The organism is Halorussus aquaticus, from assembly GCF_024218795.1.
Lineage (GTDB): Archaea > Halobacteriota > Halobacteria > Halobacteriales > Haladaptataceae > Halorussus > Halorussus aquaticus.
Map to the genome: position 1 here is coordinate 3,289,893 of NZ_CP100400.1, position 14,346 is coordinate 3,304,238.

The window sequence follows — 14,346 nt, forward strand, 5'->3', positions numbered from 1 at the left end:
GTATCTCCGGAGAGACTAGTTCGTCCGGTCCGTGACCGCGGGGACTGGCGCTCTCTCGACTGCGAGGAGCGCTCGATGGGTCGCGAGCAGCAGGACGACGGACGTCACGACCAGCAGCGCGTCGGCGGGCGACGAGAGGAGACCGAGCGAGACGATGAGCGTGGTCGCGCAGGCGGGCGCGTGCCGGAGGTCCGCGGCGACCATCCCGGCGGTCGTCACCACGACCGAGACGACGCCACTGACCGCCAGCGAGGCGCTCGCACCGGTGAGCGCGGGCGGCGGTGCGGTGACGGCGACCCCCGACGCGAGCGCGTGGTAGGTCACCAGTCCGGCCAGCACGCCCAGCGCGTGACCGCCCGCCACGCGCCGCGGCGCGCTCACCGGCGCGGACGGTCGGGTCGCCAGCAGAAACGCGGACGGCCCGAGGCTGGGAAAGAGGAACGTCCGCCCCGTCACGACTGCGAGCGTTCCGACGACGACCAACAGCGCCCCTGCGGTCGCACTCTCGCGTAGCGCCTCGTACATGCCTTCCCGTCGGCGTCCGAGTCGGAAAAGTGCTGTCTAACGTCCTGTCGGTCGCTACCCGAGGATACGTCGCCGCCTTCCGTCGATTCCGTATCCGAGTCCACTTAAACACCATTATCTGTGAACCAGCAAGCCCACCCCGGTTCGCGGCGTATCTTCTGGAAATGAACGACGACCTCGCCGACGGCAACGGCGGTTCGGCGTCACCCCGTCCGTCCTACACGGAACCCAGCATCGACGTTCCCCCGCTGTCACAGGACAACCTCTTCGACGCGCTGTCCTCCCGGCGGAGTCGGTACGTCCTCGTCGCCCTGCGAGAGGCCGACGAAGCCCTCGACCTCCGGGAACTCGTGGACACGGTCGCGGCGTGGGAGACCGGCAAACCCATCGACCTCGTGTCCGAGGAACACTGCAAGCGCGTGTTCACGTCGCTTCGCCACTCGCAACTGCCGAAGCTCTCGATGATGGGTCTCATCGAGTACGACGAGGGCGACGAAGTAGTCGCACCCGGCCCGTTCGCCGAACAGGTCGACGCGTATCTGGACATCGCGGTGAGTCGAGACGACAACGTCGAGGTCTGAGGGTCGGACCGCGTCGCGCCGGTCGCGTGGCTCCGGCAATAATTGCGCCGGAGTAGGAGCGTTTTTCACACTCCCCGTTCCAACGTCTGTCATGCTCGACTACGTCTCCCTAGAGGACGACCTCGACGAGGAGGAGCGCATGATTCGAGACACCGCCCGGCAGTTCGTCGAGGAGAAGGTCAAACCCGACATCGGCGACCACTTCGAGGACGGGACCTTCCCGACCGAACTCATCCCGGAGATGGGCGAACTCGGGTTCTACGCGCCCAACCTCGAAGGGTACGGCTCGCCGAACGTCAGCGAGACGGCCTACGGCCTGCTGATGCAGGAGTTGGAGGCGGGCGACTCCGGCATCCGCTCGATGGCGAGCGTGCAGGGCGCGCTCGTGATGTACCCTATCCACGCCTACGGCTCCGAGGACCAGAAGGAACGCTGGCTCCCGGGTCTCGGCACCGGGGAACTCGTCGGCTGTTTCGGTCTCACGGAACCCGAACACGGTTCGAACCCCTCCGGCATGGAGACCTACGCCGAGAAGGACGCGGGCGAGTACGTCCTCAACGGGTCGAAGACGTGGATTACCAACTCCCCCATCTCCGACGTGGCGGTCGTCTGGGCGCGCGACCGCTCGGCCGAGGACGATCCGGTCCGGGGCTTCCTCGTCGAGACCGACACGGACGGCGTGACGACCAACAAGATAGACGACAAGCTCTCGATGCGCGCGTCGGTCACGGGCGAAATCGGCCTGAACGACGTGTACGTCCCGGAAGACGCCGTCCTACCGGGCGTCGAGGGCATGAAGGGGCCGCTCTCGTGTCTCACGCAGGCCCGGTACGGCATCGCGTGGGGCGCGGTCGGCGCGGCCCGCGACTCCTTCGAGACCGCCCGCAAGTACGCCACCGACCGCGACCAGTTCGGCGGTCCCATCGCGCGCTTCCAGATTCAACAGCAGAAGCTCGCCGAGATGGCGACCCAGATTACGACGAGCCAACTGCTGGCTCACCGGCTGGCGGAACTGAAGGAGCGTGGGGACCTGCGTCCTCAGCACGTCTCGATGGCCAAGCGCAACAACGTCCGGATGGCCCGCGACCAGTCGCGCATCGCGCGCGAGATGCTGGGCGGGAACGGCATCACGACCGACTACTCGCCGATGCGCCACATGGCGAACATGGAGACGGTCTACACCTACGAGGGCACCCACGACATCCACACCCTGATTCTGGGCGAGGACCTGACCGGTATCGCCGCCTACGAGTGACTCGGTAGAGTCCGAGTAACGCGGCGAAGCCAGTCAGTAACCGGGATTACCGCCTACGAGTAGAACACACCTTCGGAGCTTTTCTTGAGAACTCGTTTTTGAGTAGCGTAGCGAAGACCAGAGCGAACGAGCAGCTAGCTACTGCCGACGCCAAGGAGTCACCGCAACCGCACGGCACCGCAACCGCGGACCTCATACCTCCCCAACCTCCTCGCTTCGCTCGTCCCTCGCGCAGAGAAGGCGGACCACGAGGGTCCGCCAGTGCGCGCCGAGTGGAACGGTCCACCGAGCGACGATTGGCCAAACAAACCACCGGGTGGGACTGAAAGGGGCCGGTCGCTTTCGAAGAAGGAGACAGGGTGACTATGTCGCTGTAGCTGTCCTCTTTCTCTCGAACTCCGCCCCGAACGAGCCACTTTTCACCGCCTGCGACCAACTCTCGACCAGCAAAGTGAATCTCCACGTCCGCTACGAGGGCGACGACGACCCCGACAAGTGTACCGCGAGAAAGCTCGCGCGGTTCGACCTCGCGCAACTCCACCGGAGCGCGTCGGCGACCCCCTACGGCATCGTGCTGAATCCCCACGCCGAGCAGGCGCTCTCGCCCGCCGACCGCGCCGAGACCGACCGGTTGGTCGCGCTCGACTGCTCGTGGGAGACCGCCGAGCAGGCCCTGTTCGAGATGCCGGGCGTCCACCGCGCGCTCCCGTTCCTCGTGGCGGCCAACCCCGTCAGCTACGGCAAGCCCTTCCGACTCAACACGGTCGAGGCGTTCGCCGCCGCCCTGACGATTCTGGGCGAGCGCGAACACGCCGAGCGAATCCTCTCGAAGTTCACGTGGGGCGAGACGTTCCTCGAACTCAACGCCGAACCCCTCCGGCGGTACGCCGACTGCGAGGACTCGACCGAAGTCGTCGCGGTCCAGCAGGAGTACCTCGACGCCGGAGCGGAACAGTCGGCGACCGATTCGTAGTTAGCTCCGGTCGGTCGCGTTCCCCGACTCCGCCTCGCCGACGAGCGCGAGGACCGTCCCGTTCCGACTCAGGTCTCCGAACTCGGCCGACGCGACGTTTCGCTCGGCGTCCGCGACCGACTCGACCCGTCGCCACCCCTCGCCCGCGTCGAACCGCCAGAGTGACAGCGCGTCCTCCGTCGCACTGGTCCGGTCCACCGCGGCGTCGTCGTAACCGACTGACAGCGCGAGATCCGAATCCTCGTCGGTCGGCACAGCCCGGAGCGGGACGCCGACGACCTGTCGGTCGGTCGGAAGCGGCGGCGCGTCCGTCGCCGGGTCGAGCGCCACGTCGCGGGTCTCGAACGAGAGGGTGGCGTTCCCGAGCGTCACGCGCTCGCCGACCGCGGTCGAGTCGCGGGCCGCGTAAATCGCGGTCCCCGGCGCGTCGGCCACCGAGACGCGTGTGAGCGCGGTGTCGGCGGAGTCGTTCAGGTAGATACCGACCGAGCGACTCCGGGGTCTCGTTTCTCCACCGTCGGTCCCTCCGCTCTCCCGCGCTATCGTGAGATTCCGGAGTGCCGCGTCGTCGGACCGCGAGAGGATTACGTCGGCGAAACCGTTGTCCGCGGCGGTCGAGTCGGCGATAGTCGCGTTTGCGGACGCGAAGACGCCGAGACCGTACTGTGAACTCCCGGCGACGCCGACCCCTTCGAGCGTCACGCCGTCGGAGTTCCGGACCGAGACGCCTGCGAGATTGCCGGTGAGGTTCAGCCCCTCGACGCGGGCGTCTGGAGCGTTCCGGAGGAACAGTCCGGTGTTGCTCGCGCGGACCGTCCCGCCGAGGAGTTCGATGCCGGGCGAGTTCTCCACGAAGACGCCGTCGCCGAGGTTCTCCACGGCCGAGACGTTCCGGAGCGTCGCGTCGGTCGTTCCGAGGACCGCGACGCCCGCGCCCCAGCGCGTCGTCGAGAGGTTCGTGACGGTGACGTTCGAGCGCCGCTCCTGTCCGCCGCCCGTCGCGCCGGAGAGCGTGGCCTCCCCAGCCCTCGTTCGCGCGCTCACGAGGACGCCCACGACGCCGGGTTCCCCGCCGCGCTCGTCCGCCGCGACGGTGTGGCCGCCGCCGCGGAGCGTCACGTCGTCGGCCCGGATGGCGATGCAGGCGCCGAGACCGGTCCGCAGGCGAGTCGGCGACGCGTTCCTCACGTCCTCCGCGAGGACGTACACGCCGGACTCGGTGACGGTCGTGCAGTTCGTGATTTCGGTCGCGCCGGTCGTTCGGGTCGCGTCGGTTGTCTGGGGACCGCCGCTCGGGTCGGTCCAGTCGGTCGATACTGTCCCGACTGCTCCGGGTTCCGCCGAGACGCCTGCGGCCGCTCCCGCGGGTCCGACGACGCCGAGGACGACCACCAGTCCGAGGAGCGCGGCGGCGATTCCGTCCGGCATGGCCCAGACGTCACCGGACGGGAAGTTATGGCTTGTCGCCGCCCGCGACCGACCGTCGGCCCGCCTCACTCTGCAAGACTTAAATGCGATGACGGCCAACGCGTCGGTATGGCTAGCTTCGAGAAAGCGACAGCGCGAACCCTCGACAAGACGATCTGCATGCGATGTAACGCTCGCAACCCCAAGAACGCCGACAACTGCCGGAAGTGCGGCTACGGCAACCTCCGACCGAAGAGCAAGGAACCGCGAAACGCCTGAGTCGATTCCGGCGTCCTGTTACCGTTCTTCCGCGGCCGTTTTCTTTCGGGCGGCGTCGCCGAGCAGTCGCTTCGCTCTCTCGCAGACGCGACACGCGACCGCCTGTCGGCGGTCTCTGCGCTTCCGACCGAGACAGCGACGGCGACGTGGCGAGTCCGGCGTTACTCCCCGGAACCGGGGTCGCCCGTCTCCTCGATTCGCGTCCGGTACTTCGCCAGCGCCTCGTCCAGCGCCTCGTCGGCGTCCACGTCGAGCGACTCGGCGACCGCGAGCAGGGCGAACAGCGCATCCCCGAGTTCGTCGGTCTTCACGTCCAACGCCTCGGGCGACGCGCCGTAGTCGGTCGAATCGTTGACGTCCTTGGCGAGTTCGCCGACCTCCGACGCGAGGTCCAGAATCTGATAGGCCGGTTCGCCCTCCAGGTCGTGTTCCGCGAAGAACTCCGCGACTCTCTCTTGGGCTTTCATCTGTCAACTGAGACCCGGACGCCGAAGGGTAAAACTGTTGTCGGTTACTCGTCGGGGTACTTCGGTTCGCGGCGCTCGGCGCGCTCCAGCGCGCGCTCGACGACTTCGCGCACGTCTCCGTTGAACTCGTCGCCGTGGCCCGCGTACATGTCTTCGACGCCCTCGGGCATCCGGTTCAGAAGCTCGCGGATGCTCTCGATTTCGCGCTCGCGGGACTGACCGGCCATGTCGGTCCGGCCGAAGCTCCCGTCGTCGAACGCGCCGTCGTTGTACACCACCACGTCACCGCTGAAGAGCGTCGAGTCACCGACGAACGCGAGGTGGTCGTCGGCGTGGCCGGGCGAGTAGACCGCCTCGAACTCCTCGTCGCCGATGCGGAGCGAGTCGCCGTCGTCGAGTTCCCGGGTTCGGCGCGGGTGGTCGGCGTAACAGAGCAGTTCCGGGTCGTAGGCCTCCAGCACGGCGTCGAGTTGGCCGATGTGGTCGCCGTGCTGGTGGGTCAACACTACCGCGTCCACGTCCTCGACGCGGTCGGCGATTACGTCCACGACGCCGGGCATGCTCCCGGCGTCTACAAGCACTGTCCGGTCGCCCTCGACGAGGTAGGCGTTACAGGTGAACGTCTCCGCGTCGGCGGTGACGTTGTGAACGTACATGCCGGGCTGTTCGGCACCACCCCTCAAAACGCTGACGGGCGGCGGGGGACTTTAGTGGTCGAAGCGCCTACATGCTAGTAGACATGGGCTTTGGGAGCTACGACGAGTCCGAACAGGACAATCAGGACTACGACGCCGACATCGACGACAGCGGCGTCGACACGGAGGAGAACTCCCACGAGGGCAGCGTCGATTTCGAGATCGGTGCCTCGAACGACGAACTCATCGACCGACTTCAAGACATCAAAGACGACGGACAGAGCGAGACCTGATAGGGTCGGTCGTAACTCTGTTCAGCACTGGTCGTCCACTCACGGTGTATCGAACGTGACACAATCAGACGACGGATTCGGACCGGGACGGAATTACGACCGACCCTACGAGCCGTGAAGTCCGGCGTCCGCGCGCTGGGTATCGCCGAATCCTATCGCGAACGCCGTAGCACGCTGGCGGGCGTCGTCACCCGCGCGAGTCGCGTCACCGACGGCTTCGCCTACGAGTCCTGTACCGTCGGCGGGACGGACGCCACCGACGCCGTTATCCACCTCTTCTCGGACCTCGACCGCGAAGACGTGCGATACCTCTTCGTGGCCGGTATCGCGCTGGCGTGGTACAACGTCGTGGACCTACACCGGGTGTCCGAGGCGACCGACCGCCCCGTGATTTCGGTGACGTTCGAGGAGAGTCCGGGACTGGTCGAGGCGCTGGAAGCCGAGTTCGAGGGCGAGGAACTCGCCCGACGGAAAGCCGTCTTCGAGCGCCAGCCACCCCGCGAGCGACTCGCGGTGAACGACCAGACCGTCTTCGTCCGGTCGGTCGGCGTCGATTCCGGCGAGGCCCGCGACGCGGTGCGGGCGTTCACGCCCGAGGGCGGCCGACCCGAACCCCTGCGAGTGGCGCGACTGGCGGCGCGGGCGGGCGACGAATTCAGGAGAACTAGAGACATTAGTTATTAAATTCTCAGAAGTCTACCGAAGCATCAATATCGGTTTGATTTTGACCAGCAAGTCCAATAATCGCCGGTAGACCATACACTACCTCACACCCAATATAGGCCCTCGCTATTTTCTTACTGAAACTAGAGTATGATATGTTCACATTCTTATCAATCCGAATACTCTCTTGATTGGGGAGGACTCGTGTATCTCCATGCTTTACCCCATTTCTTATATCTCTATCAATTAGTGAGATGACTGATGAATATCGACTATTTTGAATTTTGTTATAGATGTAGCCGAAGTTTAAGGATACAAAGTCCATAGTCTCATCCAAGACTTCATCTTCGCTTCTAGATATAGCATAGAGTAAGGGAGAACCAACGTCAAAGACATCAATTAGACGTGAATAAAATTCTATTCCGGATTTGGCGTGACCGTGAGACTCAATATTGAACGTCTCTCTGTGATTTTCGCTGAATTTTACTGCTCTTGTATAGTTCCTCTCTAAAGAGCCAAGTTCTTCATGGGGGAATCCATCTAAATACCAAAGATAGAGACCTTCCTGCTTTTCCTGCTCTAAAGACAGGATATTCTCGTACATCTTAGTTAGTATTTTTGCCGACTTGTTATTTAAAGCACTCCCAGTTACGTAGCTGAACTCTGCCTTAGAAATATATTCAATAAATTCGTCTTTCTCATTAGTCAGTCTTAGTGCAACTTCCTTCCCAACTCTTTCTTCACGATCATCTAAGGTACGGCTTTCATAATATTCCGAAACAACATCAACCTCCTCTTGGTTTGAGAAACTGCCTAAATATTGGATGGCGTAAGAAGTAGCCAGTTTTCTATTTAAAGGCTCCTCAAAGGCCTCTTCATATTTACTTGCGTGGAGGTCTACAAAGTCTCTAACAGATTCTCGAAACTCCTCGAAATTCATTTTTGGTTACTTTTCCACTTGGTTCTTAAGACCCTATTGGATGTGGGTTGGCAGATGGTATGAGGATACAGTCATCTCACCCGAAGGCCACCGATTCTTAATACCCGAGACCCGTGGCCTCACCCATGGGAGAAATGGACGGTCTCGAAGTGACCGACTGCACGCGCTGTCCCGAACTCGTGGACAGCAGGAGCCAGATCGTCAACGGTACCGGTCCGGCCGACGCCGACCTCCTGTTCGTCGGCGAGGGACCGGGCGCACAGGAGGACGAGCAGGGCGAACCGTTCGTCGGTCGAAGCGGGACGGTTCTGGACGACAAACTCCGCGAGCGGGGACTGGCCCGTCAGGACGTACGCATCACCAACTGCGTGCGGTGCCGCCCGCCGGAGAACCGAGACCCCACCGCCGAGGAATTGGAGAACTGCTGGCCGTACCTCGAATCCGAGATAGAGCAGGTGGACCCCGAGGTGATAATCACGCTCGGCAAGGTGCCGAGCGAACACCTGCTGGACCGCGACGTGGCCGTCACGAAGGAGGCCGCCAACGTCGAACAGGTGGACCTCGGCGGCGCTGTCCGGGACGTCCTCGTCTGCGTCCACCCCGCGGCGACCTTCTACGACCGCAGTCAGGAGGAGTCACTCGACGCCGCCTTCGACAAGGCCGCCGCGATGGCGGACGGCGACTCGAACGGCCAGTCCCAACTCGGCGACTTCTGAACCCGAGCGGTCTCGCGCTTCTGCCCCGGTCGTTCGCCTCGCTCTCCGACAGTAATCGCCGCATAACAATGGGACCTCCGTCGGAAGAACGGGTCCCATGGCGCTCCCGATTCCCGGTCTCGTCGCGGTGTCAGAATCGCTCACAGTCGTCGCAACCGCCGTCTTCGTGCCCTTCGCCCTCGCCTCGCTGGTGTATCTCGACGCCCGCTGGCGACGGAGTTCCGCGGGGTCGCGCGACCGGGCGCTCGCGCCGCTGGCGTGGGGCGCGACGACGTTCCTCTCCGGCGTCGCGTGTCCGCTCGTCGCGGCGTGCTACGTGGCGGTCCGGGGTCGCTAGCGGTCCAGCGCGGCCCACCGGAACTCGTCGTCGAAGGCCAGCGCCGTCTCGTAGCGGTCGGCCGGGTCGGCCGCGAGCGCCCGGTCGAGGACGTCGTCGAGTTCGGCCGAGAGCGCGGGGTTGCGGTCGCTCGCGGGCACGGGGTCCGGCCCCGGAACCGCGCCCGTGAGCAGGTGGTAGGCCAACGCGCCGACCCGGTAGACGTCGCCCTCGATGCTCGCCGCGTCGGTCTCCTGCATCGACGCTCCGGTTGCCTCCGGTGATGTCACGTCGCCCGCTCGCGGTGTCCCGCCGGACTTCTGCGGTCGCTCGGGCGGCGCGTAGGGGTCGGTCGCGTCCCGAGCGTCGGCCGACACCTCGGCCAGAAACCAGTCGCCGACCAGCACGTCGTCGCCGGTAATCGAGTCGCGCCGGGTCTCGTCGGGGGTCTCGCGGAAGACGTGGCGGGGCGCGAGTCGGCCGTGTACCGCGCCCTCGCGGTGGGCCGCGTGGAGCGCCCGGGCGACGCCCGAGACGACTTCGACGCGCTCGCGGTCCGCGACCGGCCACGAGTCGGCCAGCGACCCGCCCGCGACGAAGGGGGTCCGAAACCACGGAACCGGGTCGTCGTCCGGGCCGACGTCGAACTCCCGAATCGGAAGGACGCCGTCGGCCGCCCCGGAGAGGTCGGCCCACCGCTCGACGGCGTCGGCGACCGCCCGCCGGGTCTCGGCGTCCACGCCGTCTCGGACGCGGGTCTCGGCGACCAGCGTCGGCCCGTCGGGCGTCCGGACGCGCTCGCGGTACGTCTCGGTGACCGGACCGCCGCCGAGTCGGTCGAGGCGGCCGAACTCCGCATCCGAGTCGCTACCGGCGGTCGCGCGCGTCGCTCGGCGGTAGCCGACGCCGAGGAGACCGGCCCCGAGCAGGCCGAACAGTCCGAGTCCCGACGGGGAGGTGGCGAATCGCTCGGCCGCGGCGAGCGGTGCGGTGGCGAGCGGCGAGGGTCGGTCCACGGCGTACAGCGTCCCGCTCTGGGTCGCCACCAGCGCGAGGTCGCCGACGACGTCGGCCCAGAGTCCCCGGTCGTCCTCGAAGTCGAGACTCCAGCGCTCGTCTCCCGACCCGACGTCGATGGCGGCGGTCCGGGTCCTCCCGACCGTGTAGACGAGTCCGTCTCGCACGGTCCCCCAGTAGTTGTTCCCAGTTCCGGTGTCGGCGCGCCAGCGCTCGCGGCCCGACTCGGCGTCGACCGCGACCAACTCGTCGCCGACCGAGAAGTAGACGCCATCTCCGTCCGTCTCGATGCCGTAGCCTCGGTCGGCGTCGCCGCCGAAGGTCCACCGCTTCTCGCCGGTTCTGACGTTTATCGCGGCCAGCGACTGTCCCCAGACGAAGACGGTGTCGGCGGTGACGGTGCCCATCGACGGATGAGGCGGGAGTCGCTCGTGGGGTGTCCGCCAGCGTTGGGTCCCGTCGCCGACCCGGAGTCCGTAGACCGCTTCGTTGGACCACCCGACCAACAGGCCGTCCTGCACTTCGGCGGCCCACGCCCGTTCTTCTCCGGGCGTCCGGGCGACCCACCGCTGGCGACCGTCCTCCCGGCCGAGCGCGTAGTAGCCGCCCGTCCCGCCGAGGTAGACGCGCTCGCCGTCCAGCAACGGACCGACGAGTCGGTCCTCGCCGTCGATTTCGGTCGTCCACAGTTCACCGCCTTGGGCGGCGTCGATGGCGGTCACGCGTCCGTCGGCGGCGGCGACGACGACCGCACCGTCGCCGACCGCGACGTATCGGTAATCGAGAGTGCCCGTGGCGACTCGCCACCGGTCGCTACCGTCGTTAGCGTCGAGCGCGCGCAGTTGCTCGCCGTCCACGACGTAGACCAGTCCGTCGGCGGCCTTCGGGAACGTCGAGCGGCCGTCCAACTCGCGTCGCCAGCGAGTCTGCCCCGTTTCGGCGTCGAGGGCGCACACCTCGTACTGCGACTCCCCGTCGGACCTACTCCGGACGAGCGTGACGAGGGCCTCTCGGGTCCTGACCGGGGGGTAGACCGTCGCCGCTGTGTCGGTCTCGAACGTCCACCGAACTCGGTGGTCGGTGTCGATACCGGGAACGCTAACCGCCGGTTGACCGGGCGCCGACCGGCGAGTTGCGCCGACCGCACGGGTGTCCGCCGCGGACCGACTCGCGCCACCGAGTCCGCCCGCGCCGAGGAGGAACGTTCGCCGACTCGTCTCTCGGGAGACCATATCGGCAGGGGACGCTCTGCGGCCTTCATCGTTTGGGTGATTTGGCTTCCGACGGCCGCCAGTCACGGAGCGCGACGCAGTAGGCGAAGTATGCGCGGTACTGAGCGGTGTGAACAAGCGGTCGAGCGCGGCGAGTAGATACACGTCCCCGTCAGCCGACCGGGACGCGAGTCAACCGGCGAAAAGAAACGGAAACCGGTAGAAACCCGTCTCAGGGCCTGTTCGAGCCGGTCCCGAGCCACTTGCTTCCGTCGGTGAGGTCTCGGATGGCGTCGAGGATGGACTTGCTCTCGTGTTCGTCCGGGCGGAGTCGCGCGCGGATGCGCGAGGAGAGCAGTTCCACCGAGATGACGATGACGAACACCATGATGATGCCCGCCGCGGCCTTCTGATACTTGAACAGGTCCTGTCGCAGGCGGATGTACCGGCCGATGCCGCCCGCGCCCACGACGCCGAGGCTGATGGCGATGCGGGTGTTGATTTCGAGGATGTAGAGCGTCCACGCGACGTAGGAGGTCGAGACCTGACTCAGCATCCCGAAGCCGATGACCTGCGGACGCGAGGCCCCGGTCGATTGGATGGCTTCGATGGGTCCGTCCTCGATTTCCTCCAACTCGTCGGTGAACAGTCGGCCGAGATTCCCGACGGTGTCGGTGGCGATGGCCAGCACCGCGCTGACCTCGTTGATGCCCGCCAGCGGCACGTAGATGAGAATCCAGACCAGCGCCGGAATCGCCCGAATCGCACTCATCGCGCCGCGGAAGACGAAGTTGAACGGGAACGGCGTGACCTGCTCGGAGCCGAGCACGCCGAAGAACAGCGCGAGCGGGAAGCCAAGCACCGTGCCGGTGAACCCGAGGATTATCGTCACCATGCTGAGCCGCACCAGCGACGCGCTGTCGCTGGTCAGGCTCTCGATGATGGGCTGGCCGAAGTTCCGGAAGCTCGCCGGAATCGCCTTCAGGCCCGTGATGTTGTTCTGCTCGGTGTAGATGGTGAAGTCCACGAAGTTCGGCGGCACGAAGCTCTTGATGAACTCTATCTCTTGGGGCACCTGCGCCCAGAGTTCCTTCGGGTCGAAACCGATGAAGTCGAGACCGAAGTACGTCGCCGCGAGGACGACCGCCAGCATGGCCACGGCGAACAACTGTCGGATGCGTCGGCGTCGCTCCAGCACCTGAAGCGTCTCGCCGATTCGGGAACTACTCATCGTCCTCACCTCGCTCGGGTGCCGTGGTGGCGAGATTCTCCGCTCGCTCCTTGGCCGCCTCGTCGTCGCCGTAGTAAATCTGGTCCACGACGTCCATCGTCAGGTCCTCGCGGTCGCCGTCGAAGATGAGTTCGCCGTCCCGGACGCCGAGGAATCGGTCGCCGAACTCGCGGGCGATGTTGACTTGGTGGAGGCTGGCGACGGTCGTCAGGTTGCGCTCTTTGGCCGCCTCCTTCATGTACCGCATCACGTCCTTCGCGGCCTTCGGGTCGAGACTCGACACGGGTTCGTCGGCGAGCAGCAGGTCGGGGTCCTGCACCAGCGCTCGGGCGATGCCGACGCGCTGTTTCTGCCCGCCGCTCATCGACCCGGCGCGCTGTCCGGCCTCGTCGAGCAGGCCGACCGTTTCCAGCGCCTCCAGTGCGGCGCGCTTGTCCTCGTCCGGGTACATGGTGAGCGCGCTCTGTGCGAAGTTCGACCGGGAGAGCGCGCCGGTGAGCGCGTTTCTGAACGCGCTCATGCTCTCGATGAGGTAGTGCATCTGGAAGACCATGCCGACCTCGCTCCGCTCTCCGCCGACCGGTTTCTCGTTGATGATGACCTCGCCCTCCGTTGGTTGTGTCAGCCCGTTGAGGACGCGGAGCATGGTGGACTTGCCCGCCCCCGACGGACCGAGGAGGACCACGAACTCGCCTTCGGGAATCTCGAAGCTGATGTCCTCCAAGGCGACCGTGTCCCTCCCGTAGATCTTAGTTACGTTATCGAGTGAGACTGCTGGCATCGGTGAAAAAACGAGTGTAACGGTTTATTTATCTATTTATTTTAGGACGTTTTGAAGTAGTCCGTGCCGACGCCGAGTTCCTTGGCGGCGTCGATGACCGGCTGATACTTGTCCACGTCGACCTTCCGGACGGCGTTGAACCAGAGGTCGTCGTCGGGGTCGTCGCTCTTCTTGTCGGTGTCCTTCTTGCCGTCCTTCCCGAGGTAAATCTTGTCGGGAGCACTCGTGAAGGCCTCGACGAGCGCCGTCTTCTCTTCCTCGGTCAGTTTCGGACTCAGGACGATGGGCGCGCGGGGCAGGCCCGTGTGTTCGTTGATGATGGTCGCGTTCTTCTCGAAGTTGTCCTGCAGACCGGGGACGAACCCGCCGAACCCGGCGAAGTCGGCCTGTCCGTTCTTGAGCGTCTCGTACGCGCCGGTGTGGCTGGAGAAGTTCGGCGTGAACGCGGCGTCGCTGCCGCCGCCCTCGGGGAGCGTCCCGATTTCGATGCCCGCCTTCTTCAGGTCGTACAGCGGGAACAGACAGCCACTCGCCGAGAGGCGGTCGGCGAACGCGATGGTGGTCTCGTTGTTCTCGACGTACGTCTTCATCTCGTCGAGGTTGCTCACGTCCACACCGTCGGCCGCGACGATGATGCTCTTGTACTCCCAGCTACCGTACCCCTTCCGCTGGAGCGCGATTTCGGCCTTTCCGGCCTCGACGCCGAGCGCGGCCGCGAACGGACCGGTCTCGGCCATGTCGGACGTGCCAGCGCCCAGCGCCTGAATGACGGCGCTGTAGTTGTTCGCCAGCTTGAGTTTCGCGGGGACGTCGAACTCGTTCTGGAGGTGCTCCTTGATGGGCTGATACTGCGCCTGAAGTCGCTCCTGAGCGACGCTCGGCGAGACGTTGAAGTTTATCTCGCCGTTCTGGAAGTCCATCTTCGACTCCGTGGTCGTCTCCGTCGCGTCGCTCTCGCCTCCCTCGGTGGTGTCCGATGAGGTCGTGGTGGTCCCTTCGTCCGAACCGTTACCGCCCATACAACCCGCGAGTCCAACTGTCCCGATTACGCCAGTC

At 65.3% G+C, this 14,346-nt stretch carries 17 protein-coding genes; 8 read left to right on the plus strand and 9 right to left on the minus strand.

All coding sequences use genetic code 11. The features are described from left to right. Positions 1-15 precede the first annotated feature (15 nt). The gene (locus NGM06_RS16955; protein WP_254268093.1) at positions 16-525 is read right to left on the minus strand and encodes an HPP family protein; all 510 of its coding nucleotides are present in this window, start codon (positions 523-525) and stop codon (positions 16-18) included. Positions 526-689: 164 nt separating this feature from the next. Here NGM06_RS16955 and NGM06_RS16960 point away from each other — a divergent pair, with 164 nt between their 5' ends. The 3 genes from NGM06_RS16960 (at position 690) to NGM06_RS16970 (ending at position 3,334) form a co-directional block, all read left to right on the plus strand. Further along, positions 690-1,106, plus strand: coding sequence for a DUF7344 domain-containing protein (locus NGM06_RS16960; protein WP_254268094.1), 417 nt, complete (start codon positions 690-692; stop codon positions 1,104-1,106). A gap of 91 nt (positions 1,107-1,197) precedes the next feature. After that, positions 1,198-2,361: an acyl-CoA dehydrogenase family protein gene (locus tag NGM06_RS16965; RefSeq protein WP_254268095.1), complete on the plus strand. Its 1,164-nt coding sequence runs from the start codon at positions 1,198-1,200 to the stop codon at positions 2,359-2,361. A 451-nt stretch (positions 2,362-2,812) separates the two neighbouring features. Next, complete coding sequence (locus NGM06_RS16970) at positions 2,813-3,334, plus strand: DUF367 family protein (RefSeq protein WP_254268096.1); 522 nt, start codon at positions 2,813-2,815, stop codon at positions 3,332-3,334. Here NGM06_RS16970 and NGM06_RS16975 read toward each other — a convergent pair whose 3' ends face one another. After that, the gene (locus NGM06_RS16975; RefSeq protein ID WP_254268097.1) at positions 3,335-4,762 is read right to left on the minus strand and encodes a right-handed parallel beta-helix repeat-containing protein; all 1,428 of its coding nucleotides are present in this window, start codon (positions 4,760-4,762) and stop codon (positions 3,335-3,337) included. Between the two features lie 108 nt (positions 4,763-4,870). Between NGM06_RS16975 and NGM06_RS16980 the strand changes: the two genes are divergently transcribed. Continuing rightward, the gene (locus tag NGM06_RS16980; RefSeq protein ID WP_163519731.1) at positions 4,871-5,020 is read left to right on the plus strand and encodes a 50S ribosomal protein L40e; all 150 of its coding nucleotides are present in this window, start codon (positions 4,871-4,873) and stop codon (positions 5,018-5,020) included. Positions 5,021-5,181: 161 nt separating this feature from the next. Here the strand turns inward: NGM06_RS16980 and NGM06_RS16985 are convergent, their stop codons facing one another. Further along, positions 5,182-5,487, minus strand: a complete 306-nt coding sequence (locus tag NGM06_RS16985) for a MazG nucleotide pyrophosphohydrolase domain-containing protein (protein WP_254268098.1) — start codon at positions 5,485-5,487, stop codon at positions 5,182-5,184. Positions 5,488-5,531: 44 nt separating this feature from the next. Continuing rightward, positions 5,532-6,143 carry an MBL fold metallo-hydrolase gene (locus NGM06_RS16990; protein WP_254268099.1) on the minus strand — a complete coding sequence of 204 codons (612 nt, stop codon included), beginning with the start codon at positions 6,141-6,143 and terminating at the stop codon, positions 5,532-5,534. 83 nt (positions 6,144-6,226) lie between these two features. Between NGM06_RS16990 and NGM06_RS16995 the strand changes: the two genes are divergently transcribed. Continuing rightward, positions 6,227-6,415, plus strand: a complete 189-nt coding sequence (locus tag NGM06_RS16995) for a DUF5786 family protein (protein ID WP_254270045.1) — start codon at positions 6,227-6,229, stop codon at positions 6,413-6,415. A 114-nt stretch (positions 6,416-6,529) separates the two neighbouring features. Continuing rightward, a complete protein-coding gene (locus NGM06_RS17000) occupies positions 6,530-7,099 on the plus strand; it encodes an endonuclease dU (RefSeq protein ID WP_254268100.1) in 570 nt (189 codons plus the stop codon). A 4-nt stretch (positions 7,100-7,103) separates the two neighbouring features. Here NGM06_RS17000 and NGM06_RS17005 read toward each other — a convergent pair whose 3' ends face one another. Beyond that, positions 7,104-8,018, minus strand: a complete 915-nt coding sequence (locus NGM06_RS17005) for a hypothetical protein (protein WP_254268101.1) — start codon at positions 8,016-8,018, stop codon at positions 7,104-7,106. A 125-nt stretch (positions 8,019-8,143) separates the two neighbouring features. Here NGM06_RS17005 and NGM06_RS17010 point away from each other — a divergent pair, with 125 nt between their 5' ends. Both NGM06_RS17010 and NGM06_RS17015 read left to right on the plus strand, forming a co-directional pair. Beyond that, positions 8,144-8,734 (plus strand): uracil-DNA glycosylase, encoded by a 591-nt coding sequence (locus NGM06_RS17010; RefSeq protein ID WP_254268102.1) that lies wholly within the window; start codon positions 8,144-8,146, stop codon positions 8,732-8,734. A 97-nt stretch (positions 8,735-8,831) separates the two neighbouring features. Next, positions 8,832-9,071, plus strand: coding sequence for a hypothetical protein (locus NGM06_RS17015; RefSeq protein ID WP_254268103.1), 240 nt, complete (start codon positions 8,832-8,834; stop codon positions 9,069-9,071). Here NGM06_RS17015 and NGM06_RS17020 read toward each other — a convergent pair. The 4 genes from NGM06_RS17020 to NGM06_RS17035 form a co-directional block, all read right to left on the minus strand. Beyond that, entirely contained in the window at positions 9,068-11,299 is a 2,232-nt protein-coding gene (locus NGM06_RS17020) for an outer membrane protein assembly factor BamB family protein (protein ID WP_254268104.1), read from the minus strand. The two genes, NGM06_RS17015 and NGM06_RS17020, sit on opposite strands and share 4 nt — an antisense overlap. Before the next feature lie 211 nt (positions 11,300-11,510). Next, positions 11,511-12,509, minus strand: a complete 999-nt coding sequence (phnE, locus tag NGM06_RS17025) for a phosphonate ABC transporter, permease protein PhnE (protein ID WP_254268105.1) — start codon at positions 12,507-12,509, stop codon at positions 11,511-11,513. Next, on the minus strand, positions 12,502-13,290 hold the full coding sequence (gene phnC, locus NGM06_RS17030; protein WP_254268106.1) for a phosphonate ABC transporter ATP-binding protein: 789 nt from the start codon (positions 13,288-13,290) through the stop codon (positions 12,502-12,504). The genes phnE and phnC overlap by 8 nt, the downstream gene beginning before the upstream one ends. Before the next feature lie 41 nt (positions 13,291-13,331). Beyond that, positions 13,332-14,309 carry a PhnD/SsuA/transferrin family substrate-binding protein gene (locus NGM06_RS17035; RefSeq protein ID WP_254268107.1) on the minus strand — a complete coding sequence of 326 codons (978 nt, stop codon included), beginning with the start codon at positions 14,307-14,309 and terminating at the stop codon, positions 13,332-13,334. Positions 14,310-14,346 lie beyond the last annotated feature (37 nt).

Bases quoted from the DNA above. Each gene is read 5' to 3' on its own strand.
- NGM06_RS16955 (WP_254268093.1), bottom strand. From the start codon at position 525: ATGTACGAGGCGCTACGCGAGAGTGCGACCGCAGGGGCGCTGTTGGTC.
- NGM06_RS16960 (WP_254268094.1), top strand. From the start codon at position 690: ATGAACGACGACCTCGCCGACGGCAACGGCGGTTCGGCGTCACCCCGT.
- NGM06_RS16965 (WP_254268095.1), top strand. From the start codon at position 1,198: ATGCTCGACTACGTCTCCCTAGAGGACGACCTCGACGAGGAGGAGCGC.
- NGM06_RS16975 (WP_254268097.1), bottom strand. From the start codon at position 4,762: ATGCCGGACGGAATCGCCGCCGCGCTCCTCGGACTGGTGGTCGTCCTC.
- NGM06_RS16980 (WP_163519731.1), top strand. From the start codon at position 4,871: ATGGCTAGCTTCGAGAAAGCGACAGCGCGAACCCTCGACAAGACGATC.
- NGM06_RS16985 (WP_254268098.1), bottom strand. From the start codon at position 5,487: ATGAAAGCCCAAGAGAGAGTCGCGGAGTTCTTCGCGGAACACGACCTG.
- NGM06_RS16990 (WP_254268099.1), bottom strand. From the start codon at position 6,143: ATGTACGTTCACAACGTCACCGCCGACGCGGAGACGTTCACCTGTAAC.
- NGM06_RS16995 (WP_254270045.1), top strand. From the start codon at position 6,227: ATGGGCTTTGGGAGCTACGACGAGTCCGAACAGGACAATCAGGACTAC.
- NGM06_RS17005 (WP_254268101.1), bottom strand. From the start codon at position 8,018: ATGAATTTCGAGGAGTTTCGAGAATCTGTTAGAGACTTTGTAGACCTC.
- NGM06_RS17010 (WP_254268102.1), top strand. From the start codon at position 8,144: ATGGGAGAAATGGACGGTCTCGAAGTGACCGACTGCACGCGCTGTCCC.
- NGM06_RS17015 (WP_254268103.1), top strand. From the start codon at position 8,832: ATGGCGCTCCCGATTCCCGGTCTCGTCGCGGTGTCAGAATCGCTCACA.
- NGM06_RS17020 (WP_254268104.1), bottom strand. From the start codon at position 11,299: ATGGTCTCCCGAGAGACGAGTCGGCGAACGTTCCTCCTCGGCGCGGGC.
- phnE (WP_254268105.1), bottom strand. From the start codon at position 12,509: ATGAGTAGTTCCCGAATCGGCGAGACGCTTCAGGTGCTGGAGCGACGC.
- phnC (WP_254268106.1), bottom strand. From the start codon at position 13,290: ATGCCAGCAGTCTCACTCGATAACGTAACTAAGATCTACGGGAGGGAC.
- NGM06_RS17035 (WP_254268107.1), bottom strand. From the start codon at position 14,309: ATGGGCGGTAACGGTTCGGACGAAGGGACCACCACGACCTCATCGGAC.